Below are 17,807 nucleotides of genomic sequence, written 5' to 3'. Positions count from 1 at the left end.
TCCAGTAGACGATCACGCGTCCGGTAGAGCCAGGCCCTGCCTGGCTGCACCAATGATCAGAACGTGTAACGAACGCGCCCGTAATAATAGGCACCATTGCTACCAATCGGCGACAACACGTCATACGGCAGGTTGCCGTAGTAGTAGATGTCCTCGTTGGACAGGTCCGAGTAATTGTCGGTCAGGTTCTGCCCACCCAGCGCCACGCTCCACTGCGGCGTGATCCTGTACTCCACCTCGGCATCCAGCTGCCACTCGGCGCCATACGTCTGCCGCGGCACGAACCCATCGCCGAAGTTGAACACCCGGGTCACGCTGCCATAACGGCTCAGGCGGCTGCTCAGCGTCCAACGATCATTGGTCCAGGTCGCCGCCAGCTGCGCACGCGTGCGCGGGGTGGCATCGGTCAGCGTGTTGGTTTCTTCCACACCAAACAGCACGTAATCCGGATCCAGCACCAACAGGCTCGCCGGCGTGGCCAGCACGTTCTTCAGCGTGGTCTTGTTGTAGGCATAGGTACCGGTCAGCACCAGCTGGCCATCGCCGAGCCCCTGCCGCCAGTTGGTCACCAGCTCGGCACCACGGGTGCGGGTATCGGCGGCGTTGACGAAGAAGTTGGCGCTCTGCAGCCCGGCGACGCCGAACTGCTGCTGCACGTAATCGGTGAGTGCATCACCGGTGATGCTCTCCGACAGCGCGATGCGGTCATCGATATCGATCTGGTAGAAATCCAGCGACAGGTCGAAGTGATCGCCGATGCGGCTGGTGAAGCCCAGGCTGGTGTTGATCGACTTCTCCGGCTTGAGGTCGGTGGCCCCCAGCCCGCGTGCGATCGGGTTGTTCACCGACAGCGTGCGGCCCTGCACCAGCTGGCCGGCGGCGTTGTAACCGGTGGAGGTGGATTCATAGCCGATCTGCGCCAGCGACGGCGCACGGAAGTTGTTGGAGATGGCGCCACGCAGCGCGAAGGCCGGGGTGAATTCATAGCGCAGGCCCAGCTTGCCGGTGAGCTCGCCGCCGTAATCGTCGCTGTGTTCGTAGCGCGCGGCCAGGTCGCTGGAGAAGTGCTCGCCGAACTGGCTGGACAGGCTGGCGTACGCACTGGTCACGTCGCGGGTGAGCGAGGTGGCGTCCTGCGGGGTCAGGCCACCGCCGGCCTGCGAGCCGGTCGGGCGGTCGGTGTAGGGGCCGGCGGCGTAGCTGGCCGGGTCACCGGGGCGGGTCTGGAAGTGGTCGCGGCGCGCTTCCAGGCCCAGGCCCAGGCTGTGGGTGTTTTCGCCCTGGGTGAACACCCGGCCCAGGTCGAAGTTGCCCACGGTCAGTTCATTGCGGTAATCGCCGGTCTTGAACCGGGTCGGGCTGCCCGGGCCCAGCGAGGCATTGAGCGAGTTGCGCAGGCGGTAGGTGAAGTCATTGAAGCCGTAATCCAGGCTGGCGTCGTAGTTCCACTCGCCCCACTGGCCCTTGGCACCGGCCACGGCCTGCACGTCGCGGTTCTCGCCTTCGGAAATCGGGCGGTAGCCGTTGGGGTACAGCTCGGTCCAGTTGGCGTCGCTGTCGGGGTAACGGAAGTAGTTGGCGCCTTCGCTGTCGCGCTGGTTGAAGGTGCTGAAGAAGTAGAACTTCGAGGTTTCACCGAACGGCAGTTCGGTGTTGATCCAGGCGTTGAGGTCCTTGGTCTTGCCATCGCCCAGCACGTAGTTGCGCTGGCCCTGCAGGGCCAGGTTCGCATCGCTCTGGTCCCACGGCGGAATCTGGTCGAAGCCGGCGCGGTTGGTGCCTTCGCGGTTCTTCAGCTCCAGGCCCACGCGCAGGAAGCCGCCGTCTTCGCCCAGCCGGGTGCCGACCTTGGCGCTGGCGAAGCTGGTCTGGCCATCGGTGATGGTGCGGTCGATCGGCTCGAGGTCGGTGTGGTTGGCACCGAAGCTGGCTTCAATGGCGCCGCCTTCCGGGGCGTCATCCAGGATCACGTTGATCACACCGGCCACGGCATCGGAACCGTACAGCGCACCGGCGCCGTCGCGCAGCACTTCGATGCGCTTGATGGCGCTGACCGGGATCGAGTTGAAATCGACCGGGGTGGTGCCCTTGCCGATCTTGCTGTCGGTGTTCACCAGCGCGCTGGTGTGGCGGCGCTTGCCGTTCACCAGCACCAGCACCTGGTCGGGCGACAGCCCGCGCAGCTGGGCGGCGCGCACGTGGTCGGCACCGCCGGAATTGGACTGGCGCGGGAAGTTGAACGAGGGCAGCAGCGCCTGCAGCGCGCTGCCCAGCTCGCCGTTGACCACGCCGGCGCGGCGGATGTCCTCGGCGGTGAGCACGTCCACCGGGGAGGTGGATTCGAGCACGGTGCGGTCGATGGCGCGGGTGCCGGTGACGATCACCGTGTCCAGCGTGGTGGCGGAGGCGGGCGCGTCCTGCGCGTGGAGGTCCTGGGCCAGCAGGGGGGAAGACAGGACCAGGGCAATGGCAAGGCCAAGGCGCGACGCGGACGGACGGGACATGCGGGCTCCAGCAGTACGACGAGGGGGGAGGGGGGAGGGATGCGATTGGAGTTCCAATCCATCCGGATGAAGCGATATATTATCTTGGCGTGACGGCACCCTGTGATGCAAGTCCCAATACGAGGGGGCATCAGCTGATAGCCGTTGGGCATCTGCGCAGCCGCGCGATGTCCGTCACCCTTGCAACCCAGCATGACCACGTAGCGACACGCCATGCGTGTCCCACGTCGCCCCACCCCCAGAGACCAAAAATGAAGCCCCATCCCCTCCTGCTAGCCGCCTTCCTCGCCCTCAGCGGCTGCGCCACCGCCACCGCTCCGGTCACGCGCGCACCCGAATCCACGACCACCACGGCCAGCCTGCAGGGCGATGCCGCCCGCCCGGATGCCGCCGCCGGCTGGGTGCGCAGCGAGCTGTACTTCGGGGTGGGCGAGGAAAGCGGCGCTTCCGACCGCGAGCAGACCGATGCGATCAGCGAGGCGCAGTGGCGCGAGTTCCTGGACAAGCAGGTCACCCCGCGCTTCCCGGATGGCCTGACCGTGTTCGATGCCTACGGCCAGTGGCTGTTCCGCGGCGCGAAGGAACCCAACCGCCTGCGCACCAAAGTGCTGGTGGTGCTGCACGAAAACACCCCGCAGCGGCGCTCGGACATCGAGGCGATCCGCTTGGCATGGAAGCAGGCCACCAGACACCAGTCGGTGCTGTGGTCGCAACAGGCGGTCGAGGTTTCGTTCTAACGGCGTACCGACCAACGGTCGGTACCTACCTTCGTATGAATCGGCGTGCATTCGCACGCCGGTGTCACCTGCGCGGGTCTAGGCTCGGACTTCCCCCAGAACGTGGAAGTGCCGTCATGAGCAAGCGCGTTGCCGAAATCGTCGTTGATACCCTGCAGGCCGCCGGTGTGCGGCACTGTTACGGCATCGTCGGCGACACCCTCAACCATGTCACCGATGCCATCCACAACAGCGATATCGCGTGGGTGCACGTGCGCCATGAGGAGGCGGCCGCGTTCGCGGCGGGGGCCGATTCGCTGGTCAGCGGCCGCCTGGCGGCGTGCGCGGGCTCGTGCGGCCCCGGTGGGCTGCATTTCATCAACGGCATCTTCGAGGCCAACCGCAACCGCACCCCGCTGGTGCTGATCGCCAGCCAGGTGGTCACCACCGAGCTGGGCATGGAGTTCCCGCAGGAGGTGGATTTCAAGGCGGTGTACGCCAGTTGCAGCGTGTTCTGCGAGCAGGTATCCACGCCGCTCCAGGCGCGGCGGATGGCGACGCTGGCCTGCCAGGCGGCGATCAGCCGGCGCGGCGTGGCGGTGCTGATCCTGCCGGCGGACATTGCCGAAGCGGAGGTCAAGGACGAGCAGCCGTTCTCCGTCCACTACACCCAGCCGGTGCTGCGCCCGAATGACGACGAACTGCAGCGCATCGCCGCGCTGATCGGCACGGGCAAGCGCATCGGCATCTACGCAGGCGCGGGCTGCGAGCATGCGCATGACGCGCTGGTAGCACTCGCCGCGCGCTTGAAGGCGCCGGTCGCGCATACCTCGCGGGCCAAGGACTTCGTCGAGCATGACAATCCGTACAACATGGGCATGACCGGCATTTTCGGCATTGAATCGGGCTACCACACGCTGATGGCGTGCGACACGCTGCTGCTGCTCGGTGCTGATTTCGCCTGGGGCCAGTACTACCCGGACAAGGCGACGCTGATCCAGGTCGACCGCGATGGCAGCCACCTGGGCAGGCGCCATCCGGTGCACCTGGGCGTGGTGGGCGACATCGGCCCGACCCTGGAGGCCCTGCTGCCGCTGCTGCCCGAACGCGATGACCGCAGCTTCCTGGACGAGTGCATCGGCCACCGCGAGAAGGCGCTGGAAACCCGCGCGAAGGAAGAGCACCCGGGCGAGGGCGAGCTGATCCATCCGCAGCACCTCACCGCGCTGCTCGACCGGCATGGCGATGACGATGCGCTGTTCACCGCCGACTGCGGTTCGCCGATGGTGTGGATCCTGCGCCATATCCGCGCCAACGGCCGCCGCCGCACGCTGACCAGCCTGCTGCACGGCACGATGGCGAATGCCCTGCCGCAGGCGCTGGGCCTGCAGAAGGCGTTCCCGGGCCGGCAGGTGATCGCGATGTGCGGCGATGGCGGGATCGCGATGCTGCTCGGCGAGCTGCTCACCGCGGTACAGGAAAACCTGCCGATCAAGGTGGTGGTCTACAACAACAGCTCGCTGAACTTCGTGGAGCTGGAGCAGAAGGTGCAGGGCCTGCTGGACAACTACACCGACCTGAAGAACCCCGATTTCGGCCGCCTGGCCGAGGTGATCGGCTTCTACGGGCGCACCGTGACCCGCAGTGAGGACCTGGAACAGGCAGTGCAGGACGTGCTGGCCCACCCCGGCCCGGCGCTGCTGGACGTGCACACCAGCCCGACCGAGCTGGTGATGCCGCCGCAGGTGGAGGCCAAGCAGGTGGCCGGCACCGCCCTGTATGCGGCCAAGGCGCTGCTGCACGGGCGCGTGGGGGACGTGCGGGACCTGCTGGCGAACAATTTCCTCAACAAACCGTAGTTCCGCTGTTCCATCCATGCACCTGTGCGCGGGGGCGGGGAGGGCCTACCATCGGGTACCCCCCACCCCGTGCCCCCTCGCATGCCTGCATCCGCTCCTGTCTCCGGACGCCCCCGCTGGTTCGTCGCCGGCGATCTCAACGGCTTCTTCGGCCTGGTGGTCGACAACCTGTCGATCCTGGGCTTCATCGCGATGGCGCTGGTCGGCATCTTCCAGTTTCCGGCCGACGTGGTTTTCGGGCGCATGTTCCCCGGCACCGCCTTCGGCGTGCTGGTCGGCAACGTGCTCTACACCTGGATGGCGCGGCGGCTGGCCGCGCGTACCGGCCGCGACGATGTCACCGCCATGCCGCTCGGCCTGGATGCGCCGACCAGCATCGGCATGGCGCTGCTGGTGCTGGGCCCGGCGTTCCTGGCCTTCAAGGCGCAGGGGCTGGCCCCGCACGATGCGGCCATTGCCACCTGGCAGCTGGGCATGGCGTCGCTGGTGATCATGGGCGTGCTCAAGACCGTGCTCTCGTTCTTCGGCGAAGCGGTCACCCGCGCGCTGCCGCGTGCTTCGCTGCTGGGCTCCATCGCCGGCATCGCGATCGTGCTGATGGGCTTCCTGCCGCTGCTGGAAACGCTGCGCTCGCCGGTGGTCGGCTTCGTCACGCTGGGCCTGCTGCTGTACGTGCTGGTGGCCAAGCGCAAGCTGCCGATCCGCGCGCCGGGCGTGCTGGTGGCGTTCGTGTTCGGCACGGTGCTGTATTACGGGCTCGGCCTGGCCGGGCTGGGTGCACCGGGCTTCAAGGTGCCCGAGTGGACCCCGCTGCAGATGGTGCTGCCGTGGCCGACGCTGGGCTTCATCGATGGCCTGCCCACGGCGATCACCTACCTGCCGCTGCTGCTGCCGTTCGGCCTGCTCATGGTGGTGGGCGGCATCAACGTTTCCGAAAGCGCACGCGCGGCCGGCGATGACTACCGCACGCGCGACATCCTGCTGGTGGAGGCGGTGGCCACGCTGGTGGCCGGCCTGTGCGGTGGCGTGGCGCAGACCACGCCGTACATCGGCCAGCCGGCCTACAAGCACATGGGCGCTCGCAGCGGCTACACGCTGCTGACCGGCCTGTTCGTGGGTATCGGCGGCATGCTGGGGGTAATTTCCGGGCTGGTGCAGTGGCTGCCGCTGGCGGTGCTGGCGCCGATCATCGTGTACGTGGCCATCGACATCACCACCCAGGCCTTCCAGGCCACCCCACGCGAACACGCCGGTGCGATGGTGCTGGGCTTCCTGCCGTCGGTGGCTTATCTGCTGGCGATCAAGGCACCGGGCTGGATCCCGCCGGAGCAGCTGGTGGCGATGACCACCACGCTCGATGGCCACGGGCTGCCGGAGCTGGCGGTGATCTTCACCCTGGGCAATGGCTTCATCATCACCTCGATGCTGTGGATTGCCGCGGTGGTGGCAATGATCGACGGGCGGCTGCTGCGTGCCTCGGGCATCCTGCTGGTGGCGGCCGCGCTGACCCTGTTCGGGCTGATCCATTCGGTGGACCCGCGCGGCGGCATCTACCTGCCGTGGCAGCTGGCCGGCCTGCCGCAGCAGATCATGTGGCAGTTCGCGGGCGCCTATGTCGCGCTGGCGGCGTTGTTGGGACTGTTGTCGCTGCAGAAGAGCAATCACGACCAACGGTCGTGATCTACCGGCCAACTGCATCACGACCAACGGTCGTGATCTACCGGCCAACTGCATCGCGACCAACGGTCGTGATCAACCGCCAACCGCATCTGGCGCCGACGGTAGGTCACGACCGTTGGTCGTGACCGGGCGTCATTCATCGCCGTCCAGCTCCGGGTAATGGCGGAAGATGCCATTGGTGTTGAACGCCAACCGGCGTTCGGAGGCCAGGTAGGCGGCGACATTGGGTCGCCGCTCCACCCGGTCCTTCAAGGAATGCAGCAGCGGCAACGAGGGACGCAGCGCCTGCATCCGCTGCGGGAACATGTAGTGCAGCCCGCTGAGCAGCTGGAACAGCGACAGGTCCACGTAGGAATGCTCGCGCAGCGGGTGCAGGCCGCCATTGGCCTCCAGCACGCTTTCAAACCAGCCCAGATACTTCGGCAGCCGCTCGCTGCGCATCGCAGCGGCGCGCGCCTTGGCTTCCTTCTTCTGGTCTTCGTAGTACTTCGAGGCCGCCATGGGATGGTGGGTGTCGTGGACCTCCGCGACCAGGTCGGCGATGGTCAGCTGCAGCTGCAATGCCTGCACGCGGCGTGAGGCCGCTTCGGGTACCAGCCCCAGCTCCGGCCCCAGATGGTCGAGGATCGCCGCCACCTGCGCGATCACCTGCCGCCCACTGACCAGGAACGGCGGCGCGAACGGACGCAACCCCTCGGCCTTGCCGTCCAGGAACGGCTGCATCACCTTGTCGCCGTGCACGCGCGCCATGTCGGTGTAGGACGCGCCGGCATCTTCCAGCGCCAGCCGGATGTATTCGCCACGGCCCTGGATGCCGGTCCAGTAGTACAGCTCGTAATGCATGCGCATGCTCCGCGACAGGGACCCCCAGCCTCCCGCCCGCGCTGCCAAGCAGGCGTGATGGGGATGTCGCTGCCACGTCGTCCGGGGCCTGAATGCGTTCTCATCCCCCCTTGAAACACGCCTGCATAACCGCATCTGTCAGATAGTGCTGGCTCGGCCAGCGGCAACATATCGAGGATTCCCCCATGCGGATGGACAAGCTCACCTCGCGTTTCCAGCAGGCGCTGGCGGACGCACAGTCGCTGGCCGTGGGCCGCGACCACAACATCATTGAACCGGTGCACGTACTGACCGCGCTGCTGGACCAGCAGGGCGGCAGCACGCGCCCGCTGCTGGCCCAGGCCGGGGTCAACGTGCCGGTGCTGCGCGAGCGGCTGACCGAGGCGCTGGATGCGCTGCCGAAGGTCTCCGGCCAGGCCGGCAGCCTGTCGATCGGCAATGACCTGAACCGGCTGCTCAACAGTACCGACAAGCTGGCCCAGCAGCATGGCGATGCGTTCATCGCCAGCGAATGGTTCGTGCGCGCGGCGCTGGACGATGGCGGCACGCTGGGCATGGCGCTGCGCGCGGCCGGTGCGGACAAGAAAAAGATCGATGCGGCCATCGAGAAGATCCGCGGTGGCGACAGCGTGCAGAGTGAGAACGCGGAAGAGCAGCGGCAAGCGCTGGAGAAGTACACCATCGACCTGACCGCGCGTGCCGAGAGCGGCAAGCTGGACCCGGTGATCGGCCGCGACGAGGAAATCCGCCGCACCATCCAGGTCCTGCAGCGCCGCACCAAGAACAACCCGGTGCTGATCGGCGAACCCGGCGTGGGCAAGACCGCCATCGTGGAAGGGCTGGCCCAGCGCATCATCAACGACGAAGTGCCCGAGGGCCTGCGCGGCAAGCGCGTGCTGTCGCTGGACATGGGCGCGCTGATCGCCGGTGCGAAGTTCCGTGGTGAATTCGAAGAGCGCCTGAAGGGCGTGCTCAACGACCTGTCCAAGAGCGAAGGGCAGATCATCCTGTTCATCGACGAGCTGCACACCATGGTCGGCGCGGGCAAGGCCGATGGCGCGATGGACGCGGGCAACATGCTCAAGCCGGCGCTGGCGCGCGGCGAGCTGCACTGCGTGGGTGCCACCACCTTGGACGAGTACCGCAAGTACATCGAGAAGGATGCCGCGCTGGAGCGCCGCTTCCAGAAGGTGTTCGTGGGCGAGCCGAGCGTGGAAGACACCATCGCGATCCTGCGTGGCTTGAAGGAGAAGTACGCGGTGCACCACGGGGTGGAAATCACCGACCCGGCGATCGTGGCCGCGGCCACGCTGTCGCACCGCTACATCGCCGACCGCCAGCTGCCGGACAAGGCCATCGACCTGATGGACGAGGCGGCCTCGCGCATCCGCATGGAGATCGACTCCAAGCCGGAAGAACTGGACCGCCTGGAACGGCGCCTGATCCAGCTCAAGATCCAGCGCGAGATGCTGAAGAAGGAAAAGGACGACGCCTCGCGCCAGCGCCTGGCCGACCTGGAAACCGAGATCGATGCGCTCGAGCGCGAGTTCTCCGACCTGGACGAGATATGGAAGTCGGAGAAGGCGGCGCTGCAGGGCACCACCAAGATCAAGGAACAGATCGAACAGGTGAAGCTGGAACTGGAAGCGGCGCAGCGGCGCCAGGATTTCGGCCGCATGAGCGAGCTGCAGTATGGCCAGCTGCCGCAGCTGGAGAAGCAGCTGCACGTGGCGCAGGAAGCGGAGAACACCGAGTTCAAGCTGGTCCAGGACCGGGTCACCGCCGAGGAGATCGCCGAGGTGGTGTCGCGCTGGACCGGCATCCCGGTCAACCGCATGCTGGAAGGCGAGCGCGACAAGCTGCTGCGCATGGAAGACGTGCTGCATGAGCGGGTGGTGGGTCAGGAAGAGGCGATCAAGGTCGTTTCCGATGCGGTGCGCCGTTCGCGTGCCGGCCTGTCCGACCCGAACCGGCCGAGCGGCTCGTTCCTGTTCCTGGGCCCGACCGGCGTGGGCAAGACCGAGCTGTGCAAGTCGCTGGCCGAGTTCCTGTTCGACAGCAGCGACGCCATGATCCGCATCGACATGAGCGAGTTCATGGAAAAGCACAGCGTGGCGCGCCTGATCGGTGCGCCCCCGGGTTACGTGGGCTACGAAGAGGGCGGTTACCTCACCGAGGCCGTGCGTCGTCGCCCGTACTCGCTGATCCTGCTCGACGAAGTGGAGAAGGCGCACACCGATGTGTTCAACATCCTGCTGCAGGTGCTGGACGATGGCCGCCTCACCGATGGCCAGGGTCGCACCGTGGACTTCCGCAACACCGTCATCGTGATGACCTCCAACCTGGGCTCGCACCAGATCCAGGACATGTCCAGCGATGACAGCCCGGAGGCCTACACGCAGATGAAGGCGGCGGTGATGGGCGTGGTGCAGGCGCACTTCCGCCCGGAGTTCATCAACCGGCTGGACGACATCGTGGTGTTCCACCCGCTGGACAAGGTGCAGATCAAGCAGATCGCACGCATCCAGATGCAGGGCCTGGAAAAGCGCCTGGCCGAACGTGGCCTGCGCATCGAGGTCAGCGACGCGGCGTTCGAGCTGCTGGGCAACGTCGGCTTCGATCCGATCTACGGTGCCCGTCCGCTCAAGCGTGCGATCCAGGCGCAGCTGGAGAACCCGTTGGCGCAGAAGATCCTGTCCGGCGAGTTCGTCGGCGGTGATGTGATCCGGGTGGATGCGGCCGAAGGCCGGCTGGCGTTCGCCAAGGGTTGAGTAGCGAGGTGACCCAGACAGAAGGCCCCGGTTTTCCGGGGCCTTTTTTTTCTTTACTTGGCGACGAACTTCAGCGGCCCTTTGTAATCGGGCCACGAGATGGAGCGCTCGTCGCGCACGTTGAGCGCCACCGGCTCGGCGGGCGCTGCCGTAGCGTCAGCGCTGCCTTCCACCGCCACCGTGGTGAACAGCGTGGGGATGAAGAACGTGACGAACAGCGTGCGCTCCTCGTCCACGATCAGCGGTTCCATGGTCATGGTGGTGGTCTTGCCCGGCTCCACGGTGAACGACAGCACGTCCTGGTTCACGTAGGCACCCTTGGCGACCACTTTTTCGACGTTGAAGCCGGTGTGCGGTTCGAACCCGACGGTGGTCAGCCGATAGCTGCCGGCGGGCACCTGCAGGGTCTGGGTGCTGCCAAAGCGGGTCATGTAATTGACATCGAAGTCGACGAAACGCTTGTTGAGCATGGTGACCACCATCTGCCCATCGCGAAGCCCCCACTCGATGCCGCCGGTCTTGAGCTGCGACTCGATCTTGGGCTTGAGCGCCACTTCGGAACGGAACGGCTTGAGATCCAGCACCAGCGTACCGGTAGCGGGTTCGGATTCGGCCGAGCTGGTGAAGCTGCCCAGCAGCAGCACCGAAGCCAATGCAAAACGGATGGCAAAACGCATATATCGTCCTTGGTCAGCGTGGAATGAACTTGATGGGGCCGCGGTAATCCGGCCAGGCGGTGGAGGTGTTGTCGCGCAGGGTGACTGCCTTGCGCCGGGGCGCTGCGCCGCCCGGTGCCTCGCCGTCCGCGCTGGACACGCCGGCGAACAGGGTGGGGATGAACACTGCCGGGTTGAGGGCGTCCTCATCCAGGATCACGGGCCCCACCTGCAGGGTGACGGTCTTGCCGGCTTCGATCGTGAATGACGCCACGTTCCGGTTGACGAAGGTGGCCCGGTCCAGCAGCCGCTGTTCGCTGTAGCTGCGGCGCGGCTCCCGGCTCACGGCGGTGATCCGGTAGGTGCCCACCGGCAACTGCAACGCGTGCCGGTACCCATAGCGGGTGGTGAAGCCGTAGTCGAAGTCGAGGTACCGGGTATCGACGACGGTGAGTACCAGTTCGTTGCCCTTGATGCCCCAGTCCACGCCGCCGGTGCGGATCAGTTCCTGCAGATCCTTGCTGAGCGGTACTTCCGATTGCAGCTTGTCCACTTCCATGACCAGCGTGCCGGTGGCCGTCTCGGCCAGGCAGGCGAAACTGCCCGACAGCAGCGCAGCCGCCAGCAGCGTTCGTAAGGCAAAGCGCATGTTCCGTCCCTTGATGACAATCGCAGGGACCCCGCCCCTGCTGCGACGTCGCCGGAAGCTTCCCGGGCGACCGTCGCGGAGTATGCACGTTCAGCTGGCGGTTTGTAATGTGAGTAGTGGCTAGAGGTAAACGACCCGTTCGGCATTGCTGCGGGTCATGGGGGTTCCAGGGGGGCACTGGAAGGCCTGTGCGTAGGCGGGCAGGTTGGCTGGGCCGACGTCGGCGCGTGGCGGCCCGAAGGCATGGACGTCGGTTTCCACGTCTCGCTGCAGCCGCTCCGGGGTGTGCAGGCGGCGGTACAGCAAGCCCCAATTGAGGAAGAAGCGCTGTTCGCGGCTGAGCCCGTCGATCATGGGATCGCTCTCATTGCGGGTGGCAAATTCCAGGGCGTCCAAGGCAATCGTCAGCCCGCTCAGGTCGGCCAGGTTCTCATTGGCGGTCAGCCGCCCATTGAGCGGCAGGCCGTCCACTTCCTGCTGGTCGAACTGCGCGGCAAGCCGTGCGGAGATCGCGGCGGCATTCTGCCGGTCGGTATCGCTCCACCAGCTGTGCAGGCTGCCGTCCAGCCCGAACTGGCTGGACTCAGCCGAGAACGCATGCGAAATCTCATGCCCGATGACCGCGCCGATTGCGCCGTAGTTGAGCGCGTCGTCTGCCTCCACGTCGAAGTAAGGCGGCTGCAGCAGCGCCGCCGAAAAGGCGATGTCGTTGTTCATCACGTCGTGGTACGCGTCAACGGTCTGCGCGGTCATCCGCCAGCGTGCATCGTCCACCGGTGCACCCAACCGGGCCAGTTCGTTGCGCTGGGCATACGCGGTGGCCGCGCGCAGGTTGCGCAGGTAGCCGCACGACTCGGTGTGCAGCCCGGACCAGTCGGGCCAGCGTTCGGGATGGCCGATGCGCGGCCGGAACGTATCGGCCTTGCGAAGTGCGGTGGCGCGCGTTTCGGCATCCATCCACGGCACCACAGCCAGGCGACGCTTCAACGCGGCCATGATCTGCTCGATCAGCGCGACCGCCCGCGCGCGGGTCTCCGCCGGAAGCGCGACCGGAACGTACAGTTCGCTGAGCGCTTCACCGGCCACGCGTTCGATGGCGGCCAGCACCTGCTTCCAGCGCGGTGGCATCGCGTCCTGGCCCTGCAGCGCCTTGGCGTGGAATGCATGGTGGGCGCGGACGAAGTCGTCGCCCAGGAAAGGGCTGGCCGAATCAAGGGTATGGAAGCGCAGGTAGGCACGCCACGTGGCCGGCGCTTCGTAGCTCAACGCCCGGCCCACCGCCTGGTGGAAGGCGGGCGTGGCCAGTGAGAAGCGGTCCGGCGGGGCCACGCCCAACGCCTGGAACAAGGCGCTCCAGCGGAACCCGGGGGTGAGCGCATCGGCCTCCGGCACCGTCAGCGGGTGATAGAAGTTGGTGACGTTGTCGTTGAGCTCGTCCCACGGCGCTGACGCGTTGGCAAGGCGGCGTTCCAGCGCCAGGACCGCGTCGGCCTGGCGCTCGGCCTCGGCCGGCGAATCACCGGCCAGGCGCGACACGTGCGCGATATGCGCGCGATAGGCGAGGGCGGCTTCGGCATGTTCGGGGTCCAGGTAGTAATTGCGGTCCGGCAGCCCCAGCCCGCCCTGGAAGGCGTAGGCGATCTGGCTGTCGCGCGCGTCCATGTCCAGGTCCACACCGAACCCGAACACCGGGTTGAGACCGACCGCAGTGAGCGCGTGCAGATGCGCCTCGATCGCCTCAGATGTCTGCAGCGCGTCGATGGCCGCCAGCTCGGCGCGCAGTGGTGCGATGCCGTCGGCATTGATCTGGCGCTGGTTCATGCCGGTGCGCCAGAGGTCAGCCACGACCTTTTCCACGTGGGTTGGCATGTCCAGGTTGGCGGCCTGTTCCGCCACCCGCCGCTGCAATGCCAGCGAACGTTCCTGCAGCATGGTCGGCATGTCCCAGCGCGACTGGTCGGGCGGCAGCTGCGCCGTTTCATGCCAGCGGTGGTTGATGTGCGCATAGAGCGATTCGCAAGGCGGTTGCGACGGGTCGATGTCGGCCGGGTTGAAGCGCAACGGCGCTGGCAGGCCATCGGCCGTTTCCGGGGGCTGGACCTGCGCGTCAGCGGCAGGATGACCCGCGAAGCGTGCAATGCACTCGTCCCGCGCTGCGCGGTGGCCAGCCTGGTAGCCCAACCACCCGCCGACGAGCGCACCGCCCAGCGCGGTGACGGCGGCACCGGCGAGGAGTTGCGGACACTGGCGAGGGCGGGAAAGGCAGCCTGCAGCAGCTGCGGATGCAATCCCGTTCAATGGCTCCTGCACCGGCACGGCCAGGTACGCCTCACCACGGGTAGCGGCCGCGCCAGGCAGCAGCGCTGGCCTTGCCGGTGGGGTCGAATCCGCGCGCGCCGCGCCCGCCGCCGCCGCCGGCACGATCAGGCTGGAGAGCGCGGCAAGGGTGAGCACGCCCGCGTTGCCCACGCGCAGCAGCGGTGGATGGGCGGAACCGAACCGCTGGTGGCGGGCGTGGTCCTGCGCGGGCTGTCGCCCGCGCAGCGACCGATCGAATTCGCCCACGCTGCGGCGGTGGTGTTGTACGGCATCGGCACGCATGGCGTGTCCTCCCCTATCAGTCGTGCGGGTCCCTGCCGGTTGCAGGCCGAGCGCGATGATGCCGGTGCCGCGCGGGGTCGCCCATAGGACGGGAATGAAATCATGAGCAACCGGAATGACGGGGCGCGGCGGGGCTCGGCTATGGTGCGTTTTCGCACGCACCGTGCGCGGAGACCTCACGATGTCGGAACCGGACAGCTCGCTGCCGCCGTGGAAAGCGGAAACCATCGCCGTGCATGGCGGGTATAGCCCCGATCCGACCACGCGGGCGGTGGCCGTGCCGATCTACCAGACCGTGGCCTACGCCTTCGACGATACCCAGCACGCGGCGGACCTGTTCGACCTGAAGGTGCCGGGCAACATCTACACGCGCATCATGAACCCGACCACCGACGTGCTGGAGCAGCGCCTGGCCGCGCTGGAAGGCGGCATCGGCGCACTGGCGCTGGCGTCGGGGCAGGCGGCCATCACCTACGCGATCCAGACCATCGCCGAAGCGGGCGACAACATCGTGGCGTCCAGCGCGTTGTACGGTGGCACCTACAACCTGTTCGCGCACACGCTGCCGCAGTTCGGCATCCAGACCCGGTTCGCCGATTACCGCGATCCCGATGCGTTCGCCGGGCTCATCGATGACCGCACCAAGGCGGTGTTCGTCGAGTCCATCGGCAACCCGCGCGGCAACATCACCGACATCCAGGCGGTGGCCGACATCGCGCATGCGCACGGGGTGCCGCTGATCGTCGACAACACCGTGGCCACCCCGTACCTGCAGCGCTCATTCGACTTCGGCGCGGACATCGTGGTGCATTCGCTGACCAAGTACCTGGGCGGGCACGGCACCAGCGTAGGTGGGGCGATCGTCGATTCGGGCCGGTTCCCGTGGGCCGAACACAAGCAGCGCTTCCGCCGCCTCAACGAGCCGGATGTGAGCTACCACGGCGTGGTCTATACCGAGGCGCTGGGTCCGGCGGCCTACATCGGGCGCGCCCGGGTGGTGCCGCTGCGAAATACCGGCGCGGCGTTGTCGCCGTTCAATGCCTTCCTGATCCTGCAGGGCATTGAAACGCTGGCGCTGCGGCTGGACCGGATCAATGCCAACGCGCTGGCCATTGCCGACTTCCTGCGCGACCACGCCAAGGTGGCGTGGGTGAACTACGCGGCGCTGCCCGACCACCCCGAGCACGCGCTGGTGCAGCGCTACCTGCGCGGGCACGGCTCCGGCGTGCTGACCTTCGGTTTGCCGGGCGGGCGCGAAGCAGGTGCGCGCTTCCTGGATGCCCTGCAGCTGTTTACCCGGTTGGTGAACCTGGGCGATGCCAAGTCGCTGGCTACCCATCCGGCATCGACCACGCACCGCCAGCTGGATGCGGCGGAACTGGAGCGGGCCGGGGTGAGCGAAGACACGGTGCGGCTGTCGATCGGCATCGAACACGTGGACGACCTGCTGGCCGATCTGGAGCAGGCGCTGGCCAAGGCGTGAGGCGGGACCATCCCGGCCGGTGCGGGCCGGCCGGGGTGGGTTTTTATCAGGGGGCCGGCGCGTGCAGCCACGCGTCGATGGCGCCTTCCAGCACCGCCAGCGCGGCCATCGCGCGGCGCGGGTCGACCTGGTCCAGCTGGTCGTACCGGTTGTGGATGCGCGCCATCGCAGGTGACAGCGGCAACGCCTTGTAGGTGTGCATGGCGTGCTCCATGGCATCCATCCGGGTTTCCATCGCCTGCGTCTCGTCCGGTCCCAGGGTGCCCTTGAGGTAGTGCTCGAACCGGCTCCAGTCCACGTCTGCATTGGCAAGCCACAACCGCGCACGCGCCTGCTGCATGTCGCGTTCAAGGGGGATGTCGGCGGCGTCGGCCAGGTTCATGCCCAGCGCTGGAATGCCTTCGCGCTGGAGGGCAATCTGATCCGACTGCATCACCCAGCCAGCGCTGTCATGCACGGTCAGCCCGACATCGGTGGCAGCGCTTTCGAGCAATCGACGCAACTGTGCTTCGTGGGCGGTCACCGGCGCGGGAGGCGGTTGCAGCGCGCGCGAATCGCCATCCATGTACAGGTGATGGCGGTCCGAGCCGGACAACGTCATGCCATCGCCGCGCCCGGTCATGTCCAGGTTGAGCGCCACGTCCGGACAGCTGGCCTGCGCCAGGCACTGCTCGGCGTAGGCCTTGGCGCCCAGCATGCCGTGCTCTTCCAGATCGGTCACCATCAGCTGCACGCGCATGCCCTCGGGCAGTGTTTCCGCGCCCAGCTTCCGGGCAAGCGCCAGCAGCGTGGCCAGCCCGGTGCCGTTGTCGCTGGCACCGCTGGAGCCGTCGCGTGCGCCGGTCATGTCGCCATGGGCAAGCACCATCAGGGTCCGGGCCGGGGTACCCACGCCCGCGAATTCCAGCATCAGGTTGCAGCCGTGGTAGGTCTGGTTGAAACCGAAGCTGTCGCGCGTGCTGCCGGTGAACGGCAGCTGCTGCAGGGTGTGGCCGTCGCGCTTGAACAGCGCGCGGATCGTATCGAAGCGGGCGGCGTTGGCAGCCGACTCGCGCAGCGCGCCGGTCATGCCCGGCTGCTGCGCGCCGAGCGTGGCCTGCGCGATCTGTTCCAGGTCCAGCTCGAAGCGGGCCTGTGCCGGGCTCGCCACGCTGCCCAGCAGTTCGGCCGCCCAATCCACCCACGACAGCATGGGCGCCAGCGCGGCGGCCTCGGCGCCGCTCGGCCAGCCGCCGTGCCCGTGCGTTTCCGCTTGGCGGGCCACGCCGAGCGTCACCATAATCTGGCGGCGCGTGTCCTCAGGCAGGTCCTGCAACAACGACCGGATCGCCGGCGCGGTGCAGGCCGCCGCGTCGGTGCCGCAGTCGCGGACGATTTCCAGCAGCCGGTGGCGTTGTTCGTCGGGTAGCAGGTCGTACAGGGTCAGCGGAAGCGAGGCAGGTGCGGGCGTGCGGTCGGCGTTGTTGGCGTCCAATGCGCTGTCGCGGCCCAGCACGAACCCCACCACGGCGCCGGCGCCCGCACTGGTCATCACCGTTGCGGCAGCCAACGTGCCGGCGGCAAGCGTGAGCGGGCACTGGCGCGGTTGCGCAACGCAGCTGAGGGTAGCGGCATTGGCGATGTGGCCCAGTGCCGCGGAGGGTGTGGTGGGCACATCGGTCGCCATCGGTACCGCCTGGTAGCCGGCACCGCCATGGGCCTGTGCGCCGGGCAGGAAGGCGGCGACCGTGGCAGTGCCTGCTCCCTGCGGCGCGCGCGGCGGCACGCGGGCAAGCGCCATCGCCGAGGACAGCGCCAGTGCGTTGACCAGCCATTCGCGGCCATTGCGCACGGTCAGGGGGCGCGCCCCGGAGGGCGGCAGCGGCTGTCGCGGCACGCCGCGCGAGCGCAGGTTGCGCGCCACGGTGTTGTCGAAGTGGCCCTGGACGTGGCGGGCAAACGGGATGTCGAGCGGCATGGCAATCTCTCCAATGGCGGGCGCAGGTCCATTGCACCGTGCCGCATTGCGGCGCCGCTGCCCATCGGAGCAGTTGCGGGTGGTGCCT

General features: G+C 67.3%; 11 protein-coding genes. 5 read left to right on the top strand and 6 right to left on the bottom strand.

What is annotated here, in order from left to right; all coding sequences use genetic code 11:
- Nucleotides 1-56: 56 nt before the first annotated feature.
- A complete protein-coding gene (locus NMB40_RS13610; RefSeq protein WP_494358747.1) occupies nt 57-2,504 on the bottom strand; it encodes a TonB-dependent receptor plug domain-containing protein in 2,448 nt (815 codons plus the stop codon).
- Between the two features lie 251 nt (nt 2,505-2,755).
- Between NMB40_RS13610 and NMB40_RS13605 the strand changes: the two genes are divergently transcribed.
- The 3 genes from NMB40_RS13605 (at nt 2,756) to NMB40_RS13595 (ending at nt 6,759) form a co-directional block, all read left to right on the top strand.
- Nucleotides 2,756-3,241 carry a DUF3574 domain-containing protein gene (locus NMB40_RS13605; protein WP_494358746.1) on the top strand — a complete coding sequence of 162 codons (486 nt, stop codon included), beginning with the start codon at nt 2,756-2,758 and terminating at the stop codon, nt 3,239-3,241.
- Nucleotides 3,242-3,357: 116 nt separating this feature from the next.
- The gene (locus NMB40_RS13600) at nt 3,358-5,079 is read left to right on the top strand and encodes a thiamine pyrophosphate-dependent enzyme (RefSeq protein WP_494358745.1); all 1,722 of its coding nucleotides are present in this window, start codon (nt 3,358-3,360) and stop codon (nt 5,077-5,079) included.
- Between the two features lie 81 nt (nt 5,080-5,160).
- A complete protein-coding gene (locus NMB40_RS13595; protein ID WP_494358744.1) occupies nt 5,161-6,759 on the top strand; it encodes a SulP family inorganic anion transporter in 1,599 nt (532 codons plus the stop codon).
- A gap of 132 nt (nt 6,760-6,891) precedes the next feature.
- Here NMB40_RS13595 and NMB40_RS13590 read toward each other — a convergent pair whose 3' ends face one another.
- The gene (locus NMB40_RS13590; protein ID WP_494358743.1) at nt 6,892-7,602 is read right to left on the bottom strand and encodes a glutathione S-transferase; all 711 of its coding nucleotides are present in this window, start codon (nt 7,600-7,602) and stop codon (nt 6,892-6,894) included.
- A gap of 185 nt (nt 7,603-7,787) precedes the next feature.
- Here NMB40_RS13590 and clpB point away from each other — a divergent pair, with 185 nt between their 5' ends.
- Entirely contained in the window at nt 7,788-10,373 is a 2,586-nt protein-coding gene (clpB, locus tag NMB40_RS13585; RefSeq protein ID WP_494358742.1) for an ATP-dependent chaperone ClpB, read from the top strand.
- Nucleotides 10,374-10,426: 53 nt separating this feature from the next.
- On the opposite strand, the gene NMB40_RS13580 is transcribed toward clpB, so the two are convergent.
- From NMB40_RS13580 to NMB40_RS13570, 3 genes are all read right to left on the bottom strand, one after another.
- Entirely contained in the window at nt 10,427-11,050 is a 624-nt protein-coding gene (locus NMB40_RS13580; protein WP_494358741.1) for a hypothetical protein, read from the bottom strand.
- A 13-nt stretch (nt 11,051-11,063) separates the two neighbouring features.
- On the bottom strand, nt 11,064-11,678 hold the full coding sequence (locus NMB40_RS13575; protein WP_494358740.1) for a hypothetical protein: 615 nt from the start codon (nt 11,676-11,678) through the stop codon (nt 11,064-11,066).
- Nucleotides 11,679-11,798: 120 nt separating this feature from the next.
- Complete coding sequence (locus NMB40_RS13570) at nt 11,799-14,279, bottom strand: M13 family metallopeptidase (protein ID WP_494358739.1); 2,481 nt, start codon at nt 14,277-14,279, stop codon at nt 11,799-11,801.
- 181 nt (nt 14,280-14,460) lie between these two features.
- Here NMB40_RS13570 and NMB40_RS13565 point away from each other — a divergent pair, with 181 nt between their 5' ends.
- A complete protein-coding gene (locus NMB40_RS13565) occupies nt 14,461-15,762 on the top strand; it encodes an O-acetylhomoserine aminocarboxypropyltransferase/cysteine synthase family protein (RefSeq protein WP_494358738.1) in 1,302 nt (433 codons plus the stop codon).
- Between the two features lie 46 nt (nt 15,763-15,808).
- Here NMB40_RS13565 and NMB40_RS13560 read toward each other — a convergent pair whose 3' ends face one another.
- Complete coding sequence (locus NMB40_RS13560) at nt 15,809-17,719, bottom strand: M28 family peptidase (protein ID WP_494358737.1); 1,911 nt, start codon at nt 17,717-17,719, stop codon at nt 15,809-15,811.
- Nucleotides 17,720-17,807 lie beyond the last annotated feature (88 nt).

The sequence above is a fragment of the Stenotrophomonas sp. FBCC-B152 genome (assembly GCF_059134105.1).
This window is presented reverse-complemented; position numbering and strand designations above follow the sequence as displayed.